The sequence below is a fragment of the Streptomyces paludis genome (genome assembly GCF_003344965.1).
GTDB classification, from domain to species: Bacteria; Actinomycetota; Actinomycetes; order Streptomycetales; family Streptomycetaceae; genus Streptomyces; species Streptomyces paludis.
On record NZ_CP031194.1, the window covers coordinates 4,769,547 to 4,787,751 of the forward strand.

Here is an 18,205-nt window from a genome sequence, read left to right on the forward strand (position 1 = left end):
TGCTGCTGCGTTCGAGCAAGGCCAAGCACCGTCGTCCGTCCAAGGCGGTCCGTTACGCCACACTCGCCGGAATCACCGGTGCCGCCGTCGCGGCCCCGCTGATCGGCGCCACCTCCGCCTCCGCCGCCACCGCGTCCGAGTGGGACCAGGTCGCCCAGTGCGAGTCGGGCGGCAACTGGTCCATCAACACCGGCAACAGCTTCTACGGCGGCCTTCAGTTCACCAGCTCCACCTGGGCCGCGTACGGCGGCACCGCCTACGCCCCCCGCGCCGACCTGGCGTCCAAGTCCCAGCAGATCGCGGTCGCCGAGAAGGTCCTGGCCGGCCAGGGCAAGGGCGCGTGGCCGAGCTGCGGCGTCAACCTGTCGCGCGCCGCGTACAACGGCGGCTCCGGCACGCAGTCGCAGTCCCAGCCGAAGCAGCAGGCCGCCCCGAAGCAGCAGGCGGCGCCCCAGCAGCAGGCCGCCCCGAAGCAGCAGGCCGCGCCCCGGCAGCCGGCCCGCACCCAGGAGCAGCCGGCCGCCTCGCGCAGCCAGAGCCGCGCCACCGTCACGATCAAGACCGGTGACGGCGAGTACAAGGTCAAGTCCGGCGACACGCTGTCCAGGATCGCCGAGGCCCACAAGGTCAAGGGCGGCTGGAAGAAGGTCTTCGACCTGAACAAGGACATCGTCCAGGACGCGGACGTGATCTACCCGGGCCAGCGGCTCCACCTGAGCTGACCCCGGCTCCGCACGCCCCACCCGCCCCTGAGCACCCCGGCCCGGCGCGCCGCCCCCGTACGCGCCGGGCCGGGGTTTCGGCCGTCGGGCCGGCCGGCGGGTCGCCCGCAGGGCCGGCCGCAGGGCCACGGCCGCCGGGCCGGAGCCCCGGAAACCGGCCGTTACTGGTCGGTACGGGGCAAGAGGGGCAGCCTCCGGCCTACCGATCACTCCGGGCCGGTTAGGCTCATGCCGCAAGGCCAATGAGACCTTGCGCCCACGCGTCACATCCCAGAAGGAGATGCTCGTGCCGTCCATCGACGTCGTCGTAGCCCGGGAAATCCTCGACTCCCGAGGCAACCCCACGGTCGAGGTCGAGGTCGGCCTCGACGACGGCAGCACCGGTCGTGCTGCTGTCCCCTCCGGTGCCTCCACCGGTGCGTTCGAGGCCGTCGAACTCCGCGACGGAGACGCCAGCCGCTACCTGGGCAAGGGTGTCGAGAAGGCCGTCCTCGCCGTCATCGAGCAGCTCGGCCCGGAGCTGGTCGGGTACGACGCCACCGAGCAGCGCCTGATCGACCAGGCGATGATCGACCTGGACGCCACCGAGAACAAGGGCTCGCTCGGCGCGAACGCCATCCTCGGTGTCTCCCTGGCCGTCGCGCACGCCGCCTCCGAAGCCTCGGACCTCCCGCTCTTCCGCTACCTCGGCGGCCCGAACGCGCACCTGCTGCCCGTTCCGATGATGAACATCCTGAACGGCGGCTCGCACGCCGACTCCAACGTGGACATCCAGGAGTTCATGATCGCCCCGATCGGCGCGGAGTCCTTCTCCGAGGCGCTGCGCTGGGGTGCCGAGGTCTACCACACCCTCAAGAAGGTCCTGAAGCAGAAGGGCCTGTCCACCGGCCTCGGCGACGAGGGCGGCTTCGCGCCGAACCTGGAGTCGAACCGCGCCGCGCTCGACCTCATCCTCGAAGCCATCAAGGAGGCCGGTTACGTCCCCGGCCGCGACATCGCGCTCGCGCTCGACGTCGCCGCGTCCGAGTTCTACAAGGACGGCTCGTACGAGTTCGAGGGCAAGTCGCGCTCGGCCGCCGAGATGACCGAGTACTACGCCGAGCTGGTCGAGGCGTACCCGCTCGTCTCCATCGAGGACCCGCTGTACGAGGACGACTGGGCCGGCTGGAAGGTCATCACGGACCAGCTGGGCTCCAAGGTCCAGATCGTCGGCGACGACCTCTTCGTCACCAACCCGGAGCGCCTCGCGCGCGGCATCGAGGAGGGCTCGGCCAACGCCCTGCTCGTCAAGGTCAACCAGATCGGCTCGCTGACCGAGACCCTGGACGCCGTGGAGCTGGCGCAGCGCAACGGCTTCAAGTGCATGATGTCCCACCGTTCCGGCGAGACCGAGGACGTCACCATCGCGGACCTCGCCGTCGCCGTGAACTGCGGCCAGATCAAGACCGGCGCCCCGGCCCGCTCGGACCGCGTCGCCAAGTACAACCAGCTGCTGCGTATCGAGGAGATCCTCGACGACGCGGCGGTGTACGCGGGCCGCAGCGCGTTCCCGCGGTTCCGCTCCGCCTGAGGTTCCGCCTGAGGTGACCCTGAGGTACGCGGGCGCCCGCCCGGTGCCCGCCCGCCCGTCGTCCGTACGTCCCCGGCCCCGGTCCCGTACCGTGTCCGGGGACGTACGTACGTAGGAGGGGAGGGCGGCCATGAGCGGGAACCGGGACCGGTTCTCCACCGCGACCAGGCTGCGGATCATCGGTGAGCAGACGGCCGCCCGGGTCTACCGCTCGCAGAACCGCAGGCAGGACCGCCGCTCCCGGCTCACCGGGCGCGCGGCCTTCCTCGCCCTGGTGGTCTGCACGATGGTGGTGGCGCTCGCGTATCCGATGCGGCAGTACGTGTCGCAGCGGAACGAGATCGCCGACCAGGAACGGCTGGCCCGCGAGGCGAAGCAGCGGGTCGAGGAGCTGCGCGACGAGAAGGCGCGGCTCCGCGACGACGCCTACATCCAGCGGCTGGCGCGCGAGCACCTGCACTATCTGATGCCGGGGGAGACGGGATACACCGTGATCGACCCGGAGACGGCGCGGGAGAAGCGCGACGAGAACCGCGGGTCGGCGGACCGGCCCTGGTACTCGAACGTCCTGGACGGCGTGGACACCGCGGACCGCCCGAAGAACTAGCGGGCAGCAGCCCCCGCACGACAGACGACTCGTCAGAACATTGAGACCAAGGCAGGCATGGACACGCCCCCTCCGCAGACCGAACGCACCGAGCCGACCGAGGCGGACGTCGCGGCCTTCAAGGAACAGCTCGGCCGCCCGCCGCGCGGACTGCGCGCCATCGCGCACCGCTGCCCGTGCGGACAGCCGGATGTCGTCGAGACCGCGCCCCGGCTCCCGGACGGCACACCCTTCCCGACCACGTACTACCTGACCTGCCCGCGCGCGGCCTCGGCCATCGGCACGCTGGAGGCGAACGGGGTCATGCGGGAGATGACGGAGCGGCTCGCGACCGATCCCGGGCTGGCCGCCGCGTACCGCGCGGCGCACGAGGACTATCTCGCCCGGCGCGACGCCATCGAGGTGCTGCCCGGCTTCCCCAGCGCCGGCGGGATGCCGGACCGGGTGAAGTGCCTGCACGTACTCGTCGGCCACTCGCTGGCGGCGGGCCCCGGGGTGAACCCGCTGGGGGACGAGGCGCTCGCGATGCTGCCCGAGTGGTGGGCGAAGGGCCCGTGCGTGAGCCCCTGCGCGGCGGTGGCCGCGCCGGACACCGAGGAGGGGACGGCATGACGAGGGTCGCCGCCATCGACTGCGGTACGAACTCGATCCGCCTCCTGGTCGCGGACGCGGCCCCTGAGACGGGCGAACTGACCGAGCTGGACCGGCGGATGACGATCGTCCGGCTCGGCCAGGGCGTGGACCGGACGGGCCGGCTCGCCCCGGAGGCGCTGGAGCGCACCTTCGCCGCGTGCCGGGAGTACGCGGCCGTGATCAAGGAGCACGGCGCCGAGCGCGTCCGCTTCGTCGCGACCTCCGCCTCGCGCGACGCCGAGAACCGCGACGACTTCGTCCGGGGCGTGCTGGACATCCTGGGCGTGGAGCCCGAGGTGATCACCGGCGACCAGGAGGCGGCCTTCTCCTTCACCGGCGCCACCAAGGAACTGCCGGGCGCGGACAGCCGGCTGGTCGTGGACATCGGCGGCGGCTCGACCGAGTTCGTCGTCGGCGACGACCGGGTACGGGCGGCGCGGTCGGTGGACATCGGCTGCGTACGGCTGACGGAGCGCCATCTCGTCCACGACGGGGTGACCGCCGACCCGCCCACTCCCGGACAGATCGCCGCGATACGGGCCGACATCGAGGCGGCCCTCGACCTCGCCGAGGAGACCGTCCCGCTGCGCGAGGCCCGCACCCTGGTCGGCCTGGCCGGCTCGGTGACCACGGTCGCCGCGATCGTGCTGGGCCTGGACGCGTACGACTCGGCCGCGATCCACCACTCCCGTATCCCCTACGACCGGGTCGCGGAGACCACCACCCGCCTCCTCACCGCCACCCACACCGAACGCGCCGCCATCCCGGTCATGCACCCCGGCCGCGTGGACGTCATCGGCGCGGGCTCCCTCATCCTGCTCGCCATCATGGAACGGACGGGCGCGCGCGAGGTCGTGGTCAGCGAGCACGACATCCTGGACGGCATCGCGTGGAGCTGCGTGCCCGACGCCCAGTGAGTGCTCAGATACGGCGGTGGACGTCGCGCCGGTCACCGACCTTGACGACGAGGACGATGAGCGCGTCGTCCTCGACCCGGTAGGCGACCCGGTAGTTGCCGACCCGCAGCCGGTAGAGGCCCGAGGGCCCGGCGAGCTTCTTGACGTCGGCGTCCTCGCGGTACGGATCGTCGCCGAGCGCGGTCAGCGCGGCCAGGACGCGCATGGCCGCGGGCCGGTCGATGGCCCGCAGCTGCCGCTGCGCCGCCGCGGTGAACCGGAACGCGTACTTCACGCGGCGTCCTCCGCGCGCTCGGTGAACAGGTCGGCCAGCAGCTCGGCCATCGTCACGGTCGGCCCGTCCTCGGCCAGAACGGCTTCCGCCTCCCGCGCGAGCAGCACATCGGCGGCTTCCTCCAGCGCGTAGAAGTCCGCGATCGGCACCACGGCGGCCACCGGCACGCCGTTACGGGTGATCACCGTGGGCGTGCCCTGCTCGGCCCGATTGATGTGGTCCGCAAGGTGCGCGCGGGCTTCCCGTACGGTCACAGTGCTCTCATTCATAGGGGAAGTGTACGCGCCTCCGTGTACACGGGAGTGAGTCCCGCCGCGGCCGCCGCCGCGCCTCACGAGAAAGTTCGTGAAGTTCTTCACAAGGAATTCGGCCCTGATGGGCGCCCGTACCGCCGTCCGGGGCCGTCTGTCAGGAGCGCAGGGCGCCGGCGCCCTTGTACGGGGTGATTCCGGGCGCGTTACGGAGGCGTGAATCGGGGAGTTGGCCCGGTATCGGGTGAGGTGCGGAGGGGCAGCTCACAAGGGGTGTACAACGTTCAAACCCATGATCCGGTTCCCCCGGTGGAGTGCGACCTCGGTCACGTGAGCCGCGCAGTGTAGCACTAGGGGGGTGGGTCCTTGTGAAGGGGCTCACGAGCACCCCCTCCGAGGGGGGTGGATACTCGATGGCATGAGCACCACGGAGCGTCCCAGGATCCTCGTTGTAGGCGGTGGGTACGTTGGCCTGTACGCAGCTCGTCGCATTCTGAAGAAGATGCGCTACGGGGAGGCGACCGTCACGGTCGTCGACCCCCGCTCGTACATGACGTACCAGCCCTTCCTCCCCGAAGCCGCCGCCGGCAGCATTTCGCCTCGGCATGTCGTCGTACCGCTGCGACGCGTGCTGCCCAAGGCCGAGGTGCTCACCGGGCGGGTCACCACCATCGACCAGGACCGCAAGGTCGCCACGGTCGCGCCGCTCGTCGGCGAGGCGTACGAGCTGCCGTTCGACTATCTGGTCGTCGCGCTCGGCGCGGTCTCCCGTACCTTCCCGATCCCCGGCCTCGCCGAGCAGGGCATCGGCATGAAGGGCATCGAGGAGGCCATAGGGCTGCGCAACCATGTGCTGGAGCAGCTCGACAAGGCCGACTCCACCACCGACGAGGAGGTCCGCCGCAAGGCGCTGACCTTCGTCTTCGTGGGCGGCGGCTTCGCCGGCGCGGAGACCATCGGTGAGGTCGAGGACCTGGCGCGGGACGCGGCCAAGTACTACACGAACGTGAAGCGCGAGGACATGCGCTTCGTGCTCGTCGACGTCGCCGACAAGATCCTTCCCGAGGTCGGCCCCAAGCTGGGCGCCTGGGGCAAGGAGCACCTTGAGGGCCGCGGCATCGAGATCTACCTCCAGACGAGCATGGAGTCCTGCGTGGACGGCCATGTGAAGCTCAACAACGGCCTGGAGGTCGACTCCGAGACGATCGTCTGGACCGCCGGCGTCAAGCCGAACCCGGCGCTCGCCCGCTTCGGTCTCCCGCTCGGCCCCCGCGGCCACGTGGACACCAACGAGAAGCTCCAGGTGCAGGGCACCGACTACATCTGGGCCGCCGGCGACAACGCCCAGGTCCCGGACGTCATCGGCCGCAAGGCCGGCAACCCGAACGCCTGGTGCCCGCCCAACGCCCAGCACGCGCTGCGGCAGGCGAAGGTCCTCGGCGACAACGTGATCTCCGGTATGCGGGGCTTCCCGCAGGGCGAGTACAGCCACGCCAACAAGGGCGCGGTCGCCGGTCTCGGGGTCCACAAGGGCGTCGCGATGATCGTCATGGGCAAGATGAAGTTCAAGATCAAGGGCCGGCTCGCCTGGTACATGCACCGCGGCTACCACGGTCTGGCCATGCCGACCTGGAACCGCAAGATCCGGATCTTCGCGGACTGGACGCTCGCCATGTTCCTCAAGCGCGAGGTCGTCTCGCTCGGCGCCATGGAGACGCCGCGCGAGGAGTTCTACGAGGCCGCCAAGCCCAGCCCGCCGCCGGCCGCCGCGTCGGCCGCGCCGGAGACCGCCAAGGCGTCCTGAGGCGCCGCCCGCGGCTCCTGGTGAGCCGCTGAGAGCCTGACAGAAGGGCCGTCCGCCATCCGTGGTGCGGACGGCCCTTCTGGCGCGCCCGCGGCCGGAGCATGACGGCCACGGGCGCAAGGCACGTGGTGGATGCAGGTAATTTGCCGTCACATTGCGCGTCGCCGGGACTGCGCGGACCCTCTCGCGGTGTTTACGTGGAGTGGAGCACGTCCGGTATCCACCACCACGGAGGTAGACGCCATGGCCGACGCCGCACTGCGGCTCACCACTCTCGCCGAAGAGTTGCTGGGGGCCCCGCTCCCGGTCCGTATCCGTGCCTGGGACGGCAGCGAGTCCGGTCCCCGGGACGCGCCGACCCTGATCATCCGCAATCGCCGTGCCCTGCGCAGGCTGCTCTGGAAGCCCGGGGAGCTGGGCCTCGCCCGTGCCTGGGTGGCCGGGGAGATCGATGTGGAGGGCGATCTCTACGCCGCCCTCGACCGGCTCGCCGGCATCATCTGGGAGCGCGGCGCCGACGCCAAGGACGCCGTCCATCCCGTACGGGACCCCCGTATGCGGGCCGCCGCCCGCGGTCTCGTCCGGATCGCCGGACCCTGGCCGCCGCCCGCCCCGCCCGCCGAGGAGATCCGCCGGCGGACCGGGGCGCTGCACACCAAGCGCCGCGACAAAGCGGCCATCAGCCACCACTACGACGTGGGCAACGACTTCTACGCACTGGTTCTCGGCCCGTCCATGGTCTACTCGTGCGCCTACTGGGACGCCGGACCGGGATTCGGCCTCGAAGACGCACAGCGCGACAAGCTCGACCTGATCTGCCGCAAACTCGGCCTCAAGGAGGGCGACCGGCTGCTCGACGTCGGCTGCGGCTGGGGCTCGATGGCCATGCACGCCGCGCGCGAGTACGGCGCCCGGGTCACCGGCATCACCCTCTCCCGCGAACAGGCCGCCTTCGCCCGCAAGCGCATCGCCGAGGAAGGGCTCACCGACCGGATCGAGATCCGCGTCCAGGACTACCGGGACGTCCGGGACGGGCCGTACGACGCGATCTCGTCCATCGGCATGGCCGAGCACGTCGGCTCCGTCCAGTACCGCGCATACGCGGACGACCTGTACCGCCTCCTGAAGCCCGGCGGGCGGCTGCTCAACCACCAGATCGCCCGCCGCCCCGAGCGGGACGAGAGCGGCTACCGGGTCGACGCGTTCATCGACTCCTACGTCTTCCCCGACGGCGAGCTGGCGCCGCTCGGCCGCACCCTGGCCACGCTGGAGGAGGCGGGGTTCGAGGCCCGCGACGTCGAGTCGATCAGGGAGCACTACGCCCTGACGCTGCGCCGCTGGGTGGCGAACCTGGAGGAGCACTGGGCCGAGGCCGTACGGTCCACCTCCGCCGGGCGCGCCCGCGTCTGGCGGCTCTACATGGCGGCGTCCGCGCTGTCCTTCGAGCGCAACAGGATCGGGGTCAACCAGATCCTGGCGGTGAAGACCCCGGAGAGCGGCGCGTCGGGGCTGCCCCTGCGGACACGGCTGTGGGGCGCCGCCTGAGCACTGCCGGGCCATTCGTATGACGAGCGGTCACATGTCCTCGGTGGCGGGGACATCCGGTTGATACCTTCTGCCACCCGGGCCCGCACGCGGAGCCGCCGGACACCACGGTCCGGCGGCTTCGGCGTGTGCGCCGCGCGTCATACCAACGGGAGGCCGGCGTGCCACGCCACCGCAGAACCTGGCTGTCCGCTCCGGCAGCCGTCCTGATCTCCGCAGGCATCCTGCCGGCCACGGCCACGGCCACGGCCGCCGCCGCCGACGCCGAGGCCGTGACGGTCACCACGGGGGCCCTCTTCAACGACCCGGCGGGCACCACCGCCGAGCGCGACCGGATCCGCGACCACATCCTCGCGCTGATCGCCGGCGCGCCCGCGGGCAGCTCGATCACGATGTCGCTGTACACGTTCACCGACGGCAAGGTCCGCGACGCCCTGATCGCCGCCCACGGGCGCGGAGTCGCCGTACGGCTGATCCTCGACAACGCCTCGCGCGCCACGGTCACCACCGGCGCCCAGTACGAGAACCTCGCGGCGGCCCTCGGCACCGACCGCTCCCAGGCGTCCTGGGTGATGGCGTGCCCGCGGACGCGCTCCTGCGTCGGCAACCGCGCGCTCGGCAAACCGGCGATCAACCACAACAAGTTCTTCCTCTTCTCCCGCACGGGAGGCGCGGACAACGTCGTCGTACAGACCTCGGCCAATATGACCGGCGTCCAGCGCACCGATCTCTTCAACAACGCCGTCACGGTCGTCGACGCCGGCCTCTACGCCAACTACCGGGCGTACTTCAACGACCAGGTCGCGTACGGCGCCTCCGGCGCGGGCCTCGCGACGTACTACCGGACACCCGTCAGCGCGACGAACCCCGCGTACAAGACGTACTTCTTCCCCCGCAAGGAGAACGGGACCGACTACAAGGCCGATCCCGCCACCGACACCATCAAGCTCATCCTCGACAACGTGACCTGCTCCACCGCGGTCCCCTCCGAGGTGCGGATCGCCGCGAACCTCTTCTACCGCGACCAGATCGCCAGCAGGCTCGTCGCCATGAAGAACGCGGGCTGCAAGGTCTATCTCGCGTCCGACGGCAATCCGAACGGCGGCGGCAGCGGCGTACCGTCGCTCGGCGCCACCGTCCGGTCCCTCGTGTACGGCAAGCTCACCCAGCGCGTCGAGTGCTGGCAGGCCCCGCCGGTGGCGGGCGCGCCGAACATCGGTCTGCACTCCAAGTACCTGCTGGTGAAGGGGACATACGCCGGCACCGCCAACGACCGGATCGTCTGGACCGGCAGCCACAACTACTCCTGGCAGGCGCTGCGCTCCAACGACGAGACGCTGCTGAAGATCAACAACGACGCGCTGTACGAGCAGTTCAGGGCCAATCACGACCGGCTGATGGAGTACTGCGCGGGCTGACGCGCGAGCCCGTACGCGCCCCGTACACGACCCGTACGCGACCCGTACACGACGGAAGGGCCGGGTCCGGGGAGTGGTGCTCCCCGGACCCGGCCCTTCCGCTCGCTTCCCGCCTCCGTGCCTATTCGGTCTTGATGGCCGTCAGCATGTTCAGCTTCGCCGCGCTGCGCGCCGGCCACAGCGAGGCCAGGACGCCCACCACCCCGGCCAGCAGCATGAACAGGGCGATCCGGTCCCACGGGATGACCAGGGCGTAGTTCGGGATGGACTCCGAGATGAACCGGCCGATCGCCCAGCCCAGGAAGGTCCCGAGCGCGACCCCGATCACCGCGCCGAAGAGCGAGATCACCACGGCCTCCAGCCGGATCATCCGCTTGACCTTGGTGCGGTCGAGCCCGATGGCGCGCAGCATGCCGATCTCCTGCTGCCGTTCGAAGACGGACATCGCCAGCGTGTTGACGACGCCCAGGACCGCGATGATCAGGGCCATCGCCAGCAGGCCGTACAGGATGTTCAGCATCGTGTTGATGATGCCGCTGAACTCGTTCTTGATGCCTTCGATGTTGTTGATGCTGATCGCCGGGTTCTTGCCCAGCGCGTCCACGAGGGCCTGCTCGTGCGCCGAGGTCGCGCCGCCGTCCATCTTCACCCAGATCTCGGTGATGTACGGCTTGACCGTGTGCGCGTCGGCCAGCTCGGTGGAGGTCAGCATCCGGCCGAGGAAGTCGATCTCCTTGAAGACGGCGCCGATCTTCAGATCCTGGGTCTTGCCGTCGCCGAACTCCGCCGGGACGGTGTCGCCGGGCTTCCAGCCGTTGGTCTTGGCGAGGTCCTCGGTGACCGCGATCTCGTTCCGCGACAGCGAGTCCATGGAGCCCGAGACGGTGATGATGTTGAAGACCTTCTCGACGTCCCCGGCGGCCACCGCCGTGGCGTTGTAGTACTCGCCCTTGCTCTCGAACGACGTCATCTGCTGCGGCGAGACCGCAGACACACCGGGCGCCTTGCGCAGCGCTTCGAGCGCCGACGGGTCCAGATCGCCGTACCCGGCCATCGACACCCGGTAGTCGGCGCGGATGTGGTCCGACGTCGACTTGTCGATGGCGGTGCCCACCGTGACGGCGACGACGGTGAGCGTGGTGACCAGCGTGAGCCCGATGGCCAGCGCGGAGGCGGTGGCGCCGGTGCGCCGGGGGTTACGGACGGCGTTCAGACTGGCCAGCTTGCCGGAGACCCCGAAGGCCGAGGTGAGCAGCGGCCGTACGAGGGCGATGACGGGCCGCGACAGCAGCGGGATCAGCACGATGACGGCGATCATCGTCAGGAACGCGCCGGCCGCGATGATGTATCCGCCGTCGTTGTCGGCCGTGGCGCCGAGCACGATGACGGCCGCGCCGATCAGGCCCAGGACACCGCCGATGGAGTTCCGTACGACCAGCGACTTGGTGGTGGCGACCGCGTGCACGCTGCTCATCGCCGCCACCGGCGGGATCTTCGCGGCCCGGCGGGCGGGCAGCCAGGCGGCCAGGACGGTGATCAGCACACCGACGGTGAAGGCGGCGATGATCGCCGTGGGCGAGATCACCAGCGGTCCCGCGGGCACCTTCGCGTCCAGCAGGCCCATCGCGGAGCGCAGTCCGATCGCGAGGCAGAGGCCGATCACGAAGCCGATCGCGGAGGCGATCACGCCGACCACCGCGGCCTCGATCAGCACCGAGCGCTTGATCTGGCGGCGGGAGGCGCCGACGGCGCGCAGCAGCGCCAGCTCCTTGGTGCGCTGGGCGACCAGCATGGTGAAGGTGTTGGAGATCAGGAAGACCCCGACGAACAGGGCGATGCCGGCGAAGGCCAGCAGCATCTGGTTGAGGCCCGACAGGCCCTGCTCGATGTCCTTGGCCTGCGCGCTCGCGCGCTGCTCGCCCGTCTCGACGTCGGCGCCCTCGGGGAGGAGCTTGACCATCTCCGCGCGGATCTTGTCGTGCGAGGCGCCCGGCTTCGCGGTGACGGCCAGCTCGCTGAAGTAGCCGGGCTCCAGGAAGAGCTTCTGGGCGACGTTCTCGGTGAACAGCACCAGGCTGCCGCCCGCGTTGACCGCGCCGTCCTCGGTGGTGAAGATCCCGCTGAGCGTGTACTCCTTCACCGGCCCGTTGGTGGCCACCCGTACCTTCTCGCCGACCTTGTACTCGCCCCGGGCGGCGGTGTCCTTGTCGAGGGCGACCTGGCCGGCCTCGGCCGGGCCCGAGCCCTCGGTGAAGTCGTACGCGGGGTCCTTGCCGTCCTTGCCGGGAGCGAAGTTGCTGCCGGTGTTGGACCAGCCGTTGCCTATCAGCTTGCCCTTGGGGTCGCCGACCCCGGCGAAGCCGTTGACGCGGCTGGTGACGGAGGCGACGCCGTCCAGCGCCGCGATCCGGTCGACGGTCTTCTGGGAGGCCCCGGGACTGCCCTTGCCGGACGCGGAGTCGGACGCGGAGTCGGATTCGGAGTCCGAGCCGGATTCCGAGCCCGGCGCACCGTCCGGGGCGGAGTCGCCGTCGCCCCGGGTGTCCCACACGGTGGCGCCGACGGCGATGTCCTTGTAGCTCTTGGCGCTCTGGTTGCGGAAGGCGTTGCCGAGGGTGTCGGTGAAGATCAGGGTGCCGGAGACGAAGGCGACGCCGAGCATGACGGCGAGCACGGTCATCAGCAGTCTGGCCTTGTGCGCGAGCACATTGCGCAGGGCGGTACGGAACATGGTGGGAGTCCTGGTGAGGAGGGGGCCGGGGCAGGTGGACAGGGCCCGGGGGCGATACGGGGACACGCCCGGGACGGCGGAGCGTCGGAGCCGGCGGTACGTCAGCGCCGGCGGTTGCGTCAGCTGGTACGGCCCTTGGCGTCGAACGCCTTCATCCGGTCGAACACGGCGTCGGCGGTGGGGTTGAGGATCTCGTCGACGATCCGGCCGTCCGCGAGGAAGATCACCCGGTTCGCGTACGAGGCGGCCGTGGCGTCGTGCGTCACCATGACCACGGTCTGGCCCATCTCCCGAACGGAGTTGCGAAGGAAGCCCAGCACCTCGGCGCCGGAGCGCGAGTCCAGGTTCCCGGTCGGCTCGTCACCGAAGATGATCTCCGGCCGCGCGGCCAGGGCGCGTGCCACCGCCACCCGCTGCTGCTGACCGCCGGACAGCTCCGTGGGCCGGTGGCCGAGCCGGTCGGCCAGCCCGATCATGCTGATCACCTGGTCCAGCCACTGCTGGTCGGGCTTGCGGCCCGCGATGTCCATGGGGAGCGTGATGTTCTCCAGGGCCGTCAGCGTCGGCAGCAGGTTGAACGCCTGGAAGATGAAGCCGATCTTGTCCCGGCGCAACTTCGTGAGCTGCTTGTCCTTCAGCGTCGACAGCTCGGTGTCCCCGATCCGTACGGACCCGGAGCTGAAGCTGTCCAGTCCGGCCACGCAGTGCATGAGCGTGGACTTGCCCGAACCGGAGGGTCCCATGATCGCGGTGAACTCGCCCTGCCCGAAGTCCACGGACACCTTGTCGAGCGCGACCACCTGGGTCTCGCCCATTCCGTAGACCTTCGACAGCTCGGAGGCGCGGGCGGCGACCGCGGTCGAGCGGGGGGCGATCTGAGTGGTGGTCACGGATGGATCTCCTGTCGGACGGGCCGGCTGCGAGGACCCCTTCATCCTCGCCGCCCGTACGGACCGGAAGCGTCCCTCCCCGTGCCCGTTCCCGGTGCCCTCTTGAGTCTGACCGGAGGGCCGCGTTCTCCTCCTGCGGTATGACACGACCCCTGAGACGCGTACTCCGGCATGTCTGCTGCGTGACCGGGCGGCGACTTTTCGTCATTCCTGGGAGCCTCGTTACGAGATGCCCATGGGCGCCCGGCATGTGCCGATGGGCCGGTACGTGTCCTGACGCACCCTCAGACGTCAATAAAATAAGACAACATCGGGTAGGCACTCGGCTGTTCGAGTGGTGTGTCCCGATAGGCTCCTGTGCCAACGCGGCGTCGCGCGCCGTGCCCGGATGGTGGAATGCAGACACGGCGAGCTTAAACCTCGCTGCCCCTCGGGGGCGTGCCGGTTCAAGTCCGGCTCCGGGCACATCACCGGCCTCCACCCCGGTGGCCCGGCGACTGGAATGACGCGTACATGACCCACTGAGGGCTCTCTGCGGCGGCATTCTGTCGTGATGTGTGTCACCCCCCTGAGTTGCGATTTGCGAAAGATCCTCCCCGAGCACTAGAGCGTAGCCTTTGCTCTCCCATTACTCTTGACGCAAGGCCGCGCTGGGTGGCCATGGAGGAGTGAGATGAGGAGCAGTAACCCGGTCTTCTCGCGACGGGGCTTCAGCCGCGACAACGGCCACGCGGGCTTCAACGCGGCGCCGACGGCCGGGGGCCCCGCCGTAGGAACCAATCCGTACGCGACCAACCCCTACGCGCCCCAGCAGGGCGCGCAGCTCGGTGGCCCGCAGGCGCCCACGCGCCCCGACGTCATGACGATCGACGACGTCGTGACGCGTACCGGCATGACGCTGGGCACGGTCGTGCTCACCGCGGTCCTGTCGTGGGTCCTGCTGCCGGTCGACCCGGCCAACCTCAGCAAGTCGTTCGGGATCGCCATTGGCGCCTTCCTGGTGGCGATGGTCCTGTCGCTGGTCCAGGCGTTCAAGCGCAAGGCGTCCCCCGCGCTGATCCTGTCGTACGCCGCCTTCGAGGGTGTCTTCCTCGGCGTCATCAGCAGTGTGACAAGCACCTACGTCGCCGACGGCGTGGTGATCCAGGCGGTCATGGGCACGATGGCGGTCTTCGCCGGTGTCCTCTTCGCGTACAAGATGCGCTGGATCCGCGTCACCCAGCGCTTCTACGGCTTCGTGATGGCCGCGGCCATGGGCTTCATGCTCCTGATGGTCGCCAACATGCTGTTCAGCGTCTTCGGCGGCGGTGACGGCCTCGGCTTCCGCAGCGGCGGCCTCGGCATCCTCTTCGGTGTCATCGGCATCATCCTCGGCGCCTGCTTCCTCGCGCTCGACTTCAAGCAGGTCGAGGACGGCGTCGCGTACGGCGCTCCGCGCGAGGAGTCCTGGCTCGCGGCGTTCGGTCTCACCGTGACGCTGGTGTGGATCTACATGGAGATGCTGCGTCTCTTCACGATCCTGTCGGGCAACGACTAGCCGACCGTGAAGTGAAGACGGCGCGCGCCTGAAGCGCCGAAGGGGTCCGCGGGCTGTTGCCCGGGGACCCCTTCTTCGTGTGCGGTGACTCGCGGTGGCCGCTATCGCAGCCGACGGGCCGCCCGCCGCAGGTCGTACTCGTGGACGATGGCCTTGGCGTGCCCGTAGGTGAGGTTGTGCTGGCTCCTGAGCCAGGCGACCTTCTCCTCGAACCGGAAAAGGGACGGGCCTTCCTCGACGGTGCGCAGCCAGTCGGAGATCTCGCGACCGGTGCAATGGGGGATACGGGCGAGGAGATTGCGATGGGTCTCTTCGGAGAAGACAAGGGACATCGGCGCCTCCGGACGCTCTACGCGAACTGGTCCTTAACGCCCACCGTGCCCCAGTGCCGGGCCGATGGCAAGGTCTGTTCGCCACTCTTCTCGGCCGGGCGCTAAGGTCTGGCCGTGCTCGACACCACGCCGCTGACGGCTGCCACGGACCGATTCGCCGACCGGCTGCGCGCCGCGCCGCAGAGCCGGCTCCAGCAGGGCGCCGCCGCGGCGGCACTGGCCCTCGCCAGGGATCTCTCCGTACGGGCCCAGCGGCTCGACGCCGCCGGCGGGGACGGCGGCGAGCCGCGGATCATGCCGGACGCCGGGGTCTTCGTCGTCGCGGACCAGCTCACCGTCGCCGCCGAGGACCTCGCGGAGGCACTGCGAACGGCCCCGTCCCGGAGGGAGCTGGACGAGGCCGTGCGGTCGGTCGGGGAAGCGGCGGCTAGAGCGAGGCTATGACCCGGTCCGCGAGGATGTAGATGTGCCCGGCCTGCCCGGCGTCCTCGCCGCAGGCGAAGGTCAGCGCGTACGCGCCGGAGATACCGGAGCCGCCCAGCAGGAACGGGGCCGCACCGGCCCGCAGCGCCTCCGCGAGCCGCTCGGCGGTCTCACGGTGGCCCGGGGTCATGCAGAGCGTCGTACCGTCCGCGAAGACATACACGTCGAGCGTGCCCAGCGGGCCCGGCCGGACGTCCGCGAGCGCCGTGCGGGTCTCGGCCAGCTCCTCCAGCCGTGCGACGGTCCGCTCGTAGTCGGTGACGACGGGCGTGCGGACCGGGACGAAGTCCGGGTGCGAGGGGTGGCGGCGCCGGGCGGCGGCCAGTTCGGCCGAGTCCTCGGCGTACTCGGCCGCCTCGCCGTGACCGCCCACCTCGGTCAGCTCCGGGTAGTCGGCGAAGTCAGTGAAGTCGGTGAACTCGTCCAGCAGCCCGTCGAGCGAGTCGGGACCGACGCCGTCGGCACCCATGCCGTCCGCCCCGTCGTGCGGGCGCGGCGTCTCCAGCCCGGCGAAGTCGGCCTGTCGCGGTACGTAGAAGGGCGTGTCCTCGGTGCCGAGCCCCGCGAGGCCGCCCAGCATCGCCGGGGGCGTGTCGGACGCGTCCCGGGCCTCCTGCGCGGCCCAGAAGGCACGCGCCTCGGCCAGCTCGCGCTCGCGCTCCTCGGCGAGGGCCTCGGCGACCGCGGTCCGTATGGCGTGCGTCTCGACGGGGTGCGTTCTGGCCTGGGGTACGGACGCGGTGAGACCGCCCGGGTTCGCCGCCAGTTCCGCGCGCAGGGCGCTGACCTGCCGACGCAGCACATGAGCGGCGTGCAGGGCAGCGACGCCCACGGCCGTGGCGGCGGCCGTGGTCAGCAGCAGGGCAAGAGACATGGCGCTCACTGACTACTCCCGTTCCGATCGATACCCCCGACTTCCTACCTCAGCTTGTCGTGAGCCCGTGCCCACCGTCAGTGCATTACGTCACGAATTGGACAGGTCTTTGGGCCTTATGTTTCGTCCGCGTACCGGGCTGACCTGGGAAAACGAATCTCCCCCGGGACTAGGTCACATCCTGGGGGAGATTCAGTCACGACTGGGGATCGGTGGGGCGGAACGGTGCTTTTCGGTACGGCGCGATTACGGTGCGCGACGCCGGGCCGGGACCGGCATCGCGCAAGGCTCAGCTCAGGCGCTCGTGTTCGTGGTCGCGCTGAGCTTCGCCTCCGCTGCGGCTCAGCTCAGCCGCTCGATGACCATGGCCATGCCCTGGCCCCCGCCCACGCACATCGTCTCCAGCCCGAACTGCTTGTCGTGGAACTGGAGGCTGTTGATCAGGGTGCCGGTGATCCGCGCGCCGGTCATCCCGAAGGGGTGGCCGACGGCGATGGCGCCGCCGTTCACGTTCAGCTTCTCCAGCGGGACGCCCAGGTCCCGGTACGAGGGGATCACCTGCGCGGCGAACGCCTCGTTGATCTCGACCAGGTCGATGTCGTCGATGGTCAGCCCGGCGCGCCCGAGCGCCTGGCGGGACGCCTCGACCGGCCCGTAGCCCATGATCTCCGGCGAGAGACCGGTGACGCCGGTGGACACGATCCGGGCCAGCGGGGTCAGCCCCAGCTCGCGCGCCTTGGTGTCGGACATGATCACGAGCGCGGCGGCGCCGTCGTTGAGCGGGCAGCAGTTGCCGGCCGTGATCAGGCCATCGGGGCGGAAGACCGGCTTGAGGCCCTGGGTGCCCTCCAGGGTGATGCCGGGGCGCGGGCCGTCGTCCGCCGTGACCACGGTGCCGTCCGGGGTCGTCACGGGCGTGATCTCGCGCTCCCAGAAGCCGTTCTTGATGGCCTCTTCGGCGAGGTTCTGCGACCGTACGCCGAACTCGTCCATCTCCCGGCGCGTTACGCCCTTCAGCCGGGCCAGGTTCTCCGCCGTCTGGCCCATCGCGATGTACGCGTCGGGGACGAGCCCGTCCTCGCGCGGGTCGTGCCATCCGGCGCCCTCGCTCGCCGCGACGGCGGCGGTCCTGGCCTCGGCGTCGGCGAAGAGCGGGTTGTGGGTGTCGGGCAGGCCGTCCGAGCTGCCCTTGACCGAGCGCGAGACCATCTCGACGCCCGCGGAGATGAAGACATCGCCCTCGCCGGCCTTGATGGCGTGCAGCGCCATCCGGGAGGTCTGGAGCGACGAGGAGCAGTAACGGGTGATGGTGCAGCCCGGGAGATGGTCCATCCCGAGCTGTACGGCGACGATCCGGCCCAGGTTGTGGCCCTGCTCGCCGCCGGGGAGGCCGCAGCCGAGCATCAGGTCGTCGATGTCGAGCGGGTCCAGTTCGGGGATCTTGGCGAGCGCGGCCTCGATGATCGTGGCGGTCAGGTCATCGGGCCGCAGCTCCTTCAGTGAGCCCTTGAAGGCCCGGCCGATGGGGGAACGGGCGGCAGAGACGATCACGGCTTCTGGCATCACGGCTCCATGGGACGGAAAGCGGGTCGGGCGGAAAGGGCAGGCCCGAGGGGG

Annotated in this window: 17 protein-coding genes and 1 tRNA gene; 11 read left to right on the plus strand and 7 right to left on the minus strand. The window is 70.3% G+C overall.

The annotated features are described in order from the left end of the window. The first annotated feature begins 2 nt into the window (after positions 1-2). The 5 genes from DVK44_RS21160 (at position 3) to DVK44_RS21180 (ending at position 4,449) form a co-directional block, all read left to right on the plus strand. A complete protein-coding gene (locus tag DVK44_RS21160) occupies positions 3-722 on the plus strand; it encodes a transglycosylase family protein (RefSeq protein ID WP_114665329.1) in 720 nt (239 codons plus the stop codon). Between the two features lie 280 nt (positions 723-1,002). After that, positions 1,003-2,292: a phosphopyruvate hydratase gene (gene eno / locus DVK44_RS21165; RefSeq protein WP_114661071.1), complete on the plus strand. Its 1,290-nt coding sequence runs from the start codon at positions 1,003-1,005 to the stop codon at positions 2,290-2,292. Positions 2,293-2,422: 130 nt separating this feature from the next. Then, positions 2,423-2,899 carry an FtsB family cell division protein gene (locus DVK44_RS21170; RefSeq protein WP_114661072.1) on the plus strand — a complete coding sequence of 159 codons (477 nt, stop codon included), beginning with the start codon at positions 2,423-2,425 and terminating at the stop codon, positions 2,897-2,899. A gap of 57 nt (positions 2,900-2,956) precedes the next feature. After that, positions 2,957-3,511 carry a DUF501 domain-containing protein gene (locus DVK44_RS21175; protein WP_114661073.1) on the plus strand — a complete coding sequence of 185 codons (555 nt, stop codon included), beginning with the start codon at positions 2,957-2,959 and terminating at the stop codon, positions 3,509-3,511. Next, on the plus strand, positions 3,508-4,449 hold the full coding sequence (locus tag DVK44_RS21180) for a Ppx/GppA phosphatase family protein (RefSeq protein ID WP_114661074.1): 942 nt from the start codon (positions 3,508-3,510) through the stop codon (positions 4,447-4,449). Before DVK44_RS21175 ends, DVK44_RS21180 begins: the two co-directional genes overlap by 4 nt. A gap of 4 nt (positions 4,450-4,453) precedes the next feature. Here the strand turns inward: DVK44_RS21180 and DVK44_RS21185 are convergent, their stop codons facing one another. Together DVK44_RS21185 and DVK44_RS21190 are read right to left on the minus strand one after the other, a co-directional pair. Continuing rightward, positions 4,454-4,723 (minus strand): type II toxin-antitoxin system RelE family toxin, encoded by a 270-nt coding sequence (locus DVK44_RS21185; protein ID WP_114661075.1) that lies wholly within the window; start codon positions 4,721-4,723, stop codon positions 4,454-4,456. Then, positions 4,720-4,992, minus strand: a complete 273-nt coding sequence (locus DVK44_RS21190) for a type II toxin-antitoxin system Phd/YefM family antitoxin (RefSeq protein WP_114661076.1) — start codon at positions 4,990-4,992, stop codon at positions 4,720-4,722. The genes DVK44_RS21185 and DVK44_RS21190 overlap by 4 nt, the downstream gene beginning before the upstream one ends. 400 nt (positions 4,993-5,392) lie before the next feature. On the opposite strand from DVK44_RS21190, the gene DVK44_RS21195 reads away from it, so the two are divergent. From DVK44_RS21195 to DVK44_RS21205, 3 genes are all read left to right on the plus strand, one after another. Next, the gene (locus tag DVK44_RS21195; RefSeq protein WP_114661077.1) at positions 5,393-6,778 is read left to right on the plus strand and encodes an NAD(P)/FAD-dependent oxidoreductase; all 1,386 of its coding nucleotides are present in this window, start codon (positions 5,393-5,395) and stop codon (positions 6,776-6,778) included. A gap of 243 nt (positions 6,779-7,021) precedes the next feature. Then, complete coding sequence (locus DVK44_RS21200) at positions 7,022-8,323, plus strand: SAM-dependent methyltransferase (protein ID WP_114661078.1); 1,302 nt, start codon at positions 7,022-7,024, stop codon at positions 8,321-8,323. A 161-nt stretch (positions 8,324-8,484) separates the two neighbouring features. After that, entirely contained in the window at positions 8,485-9,741 is a 1,257-nt protein-coding gene (locus DVK44_RS21205) for a phospholipase D-like domain-containing protein (protein WP_228447296.1), read from the plus strand. 121 nt (positions 9,742-9,862) lie between these two features. On the opposite strand, the gene DVK44_RS21210 is transcribed toward DVK44_RS21205, so the two are convergent. Then, positions 9,863-12,472 carry an ABC transporter permease gene (locus DVK44_RS21210; protein ID WP_114661079.1) on the minus strand — a complete coding sequence of 870 codons (2,610 nt, stop codon included), beginning with the start codon at positions 12,470-12,472 and terminating at the stop codon, positions 9,863-9,865. 119 nt (positions 12,473-12,591) lie between these two features. Next, on the minus strand, positions 12,592-13,362 hold the full coding sequence (locus DVK44_RS21215) for an ABC transporter ATP-binding protein (RefSeq protein ID WP_114661080.1): 771 nt from the start codon (positions 13,360-13,362) through the stop codon (positions 12,592-12,594). A 382-nt stretch (positions 13,363-13,744) separates the two neighbouring features. On the opposite strand from DVK44_RS21215, the gene DVK44_RS21220 reads away from it, so the two are divergent. Together DVK44_RS21220 and DVK44_RS21225 are read left to right on the plus strand one after the other, a co-directional pair. Beyond that, positions 13,745-13,827 (plus strand) — tRNA-Leu (locus DVK44_RS21220). 208 nt (positions 13,828-14,035) lie between these two features. Then, positions 14,036-14,899 (plus strand): Bax inhibitor-1/YccA family protein, encoded by an 864-nt coding sequence (locus DVK44_RS21225; protein ID WP_114661081.1) that lies wholly within the window; start codon positions 14,036-14,038, stop codon positions 14,897-14,899. A gap of 101 nt (positions 14,900-15,000) precedes the next feature. Here the strand turns inward: DVK44_RS21225 and DVK44_RS21230 are convergent, their stop codons facing one another. Continuing rightward, positions 15,001-15,231: a DUF4287 domain-containing protein gene (locus DVK44_RS21230; protein ID WP_114661082.1), complete on the minus strand. Its 231-nt coding sequence runs from the start codon at positions 15,229-15,231 to the stop codon at positions 15,001-15,003. A 114-nt stretch (positions 15,232-15,345) separates the two neighbouring features. Here DVK44_RS21230 and DVK44_RS21235 point away from each other — a divergent pair, with 114 nt between their 5' ends. After that, on the plus strand, positions 15,346-15,675 hold the full coding sequence (locus DVK44_RS21235; RefSeq protein WP_114661083.1) for a hypothetical protein: 330 nt from the start codon (positions 15,346-15,348) through the stop codon (positions 15,673-15,675). Here DVK44_RS21235 and DVK44_RS21240 read toward each other — a convergent pair. Together DVK44_RS21240 and DVK44_RS21245 are read right to left on the minus strand one after the other, a co-directional pair. Beyond that, a complete protein-coding gene (locus DVK44_RS21240; RefSeq protein WP_181957656.1) occupies positions 15,659-16,588 on the minus strand; it encodes a hypothetical protein in 930 nt (309 codons plus the stop codon). The two genes, DVK44_RS21235 and DVK44_RS21240, sit on opposite strands and share 17 nt — an antisense overlap. Positions 16,589-16,930: 342 nt before the next feature. Next, positions 16,931-18,151 carry an acetyl-CoA C-acetyltransferase gene (locus DVK44_RS21245; RefSeq protein WP_114661085.1) on the minus strand — a complete coding sequence of 407 codons (1,221 nt, stop codon included), beginning with the start codon at positions 18,149-18,151 and terminating at the stop codon, positions 16,931-16,933. Positions 18,152-18,205: the final 54 nt, after the last annotated feature.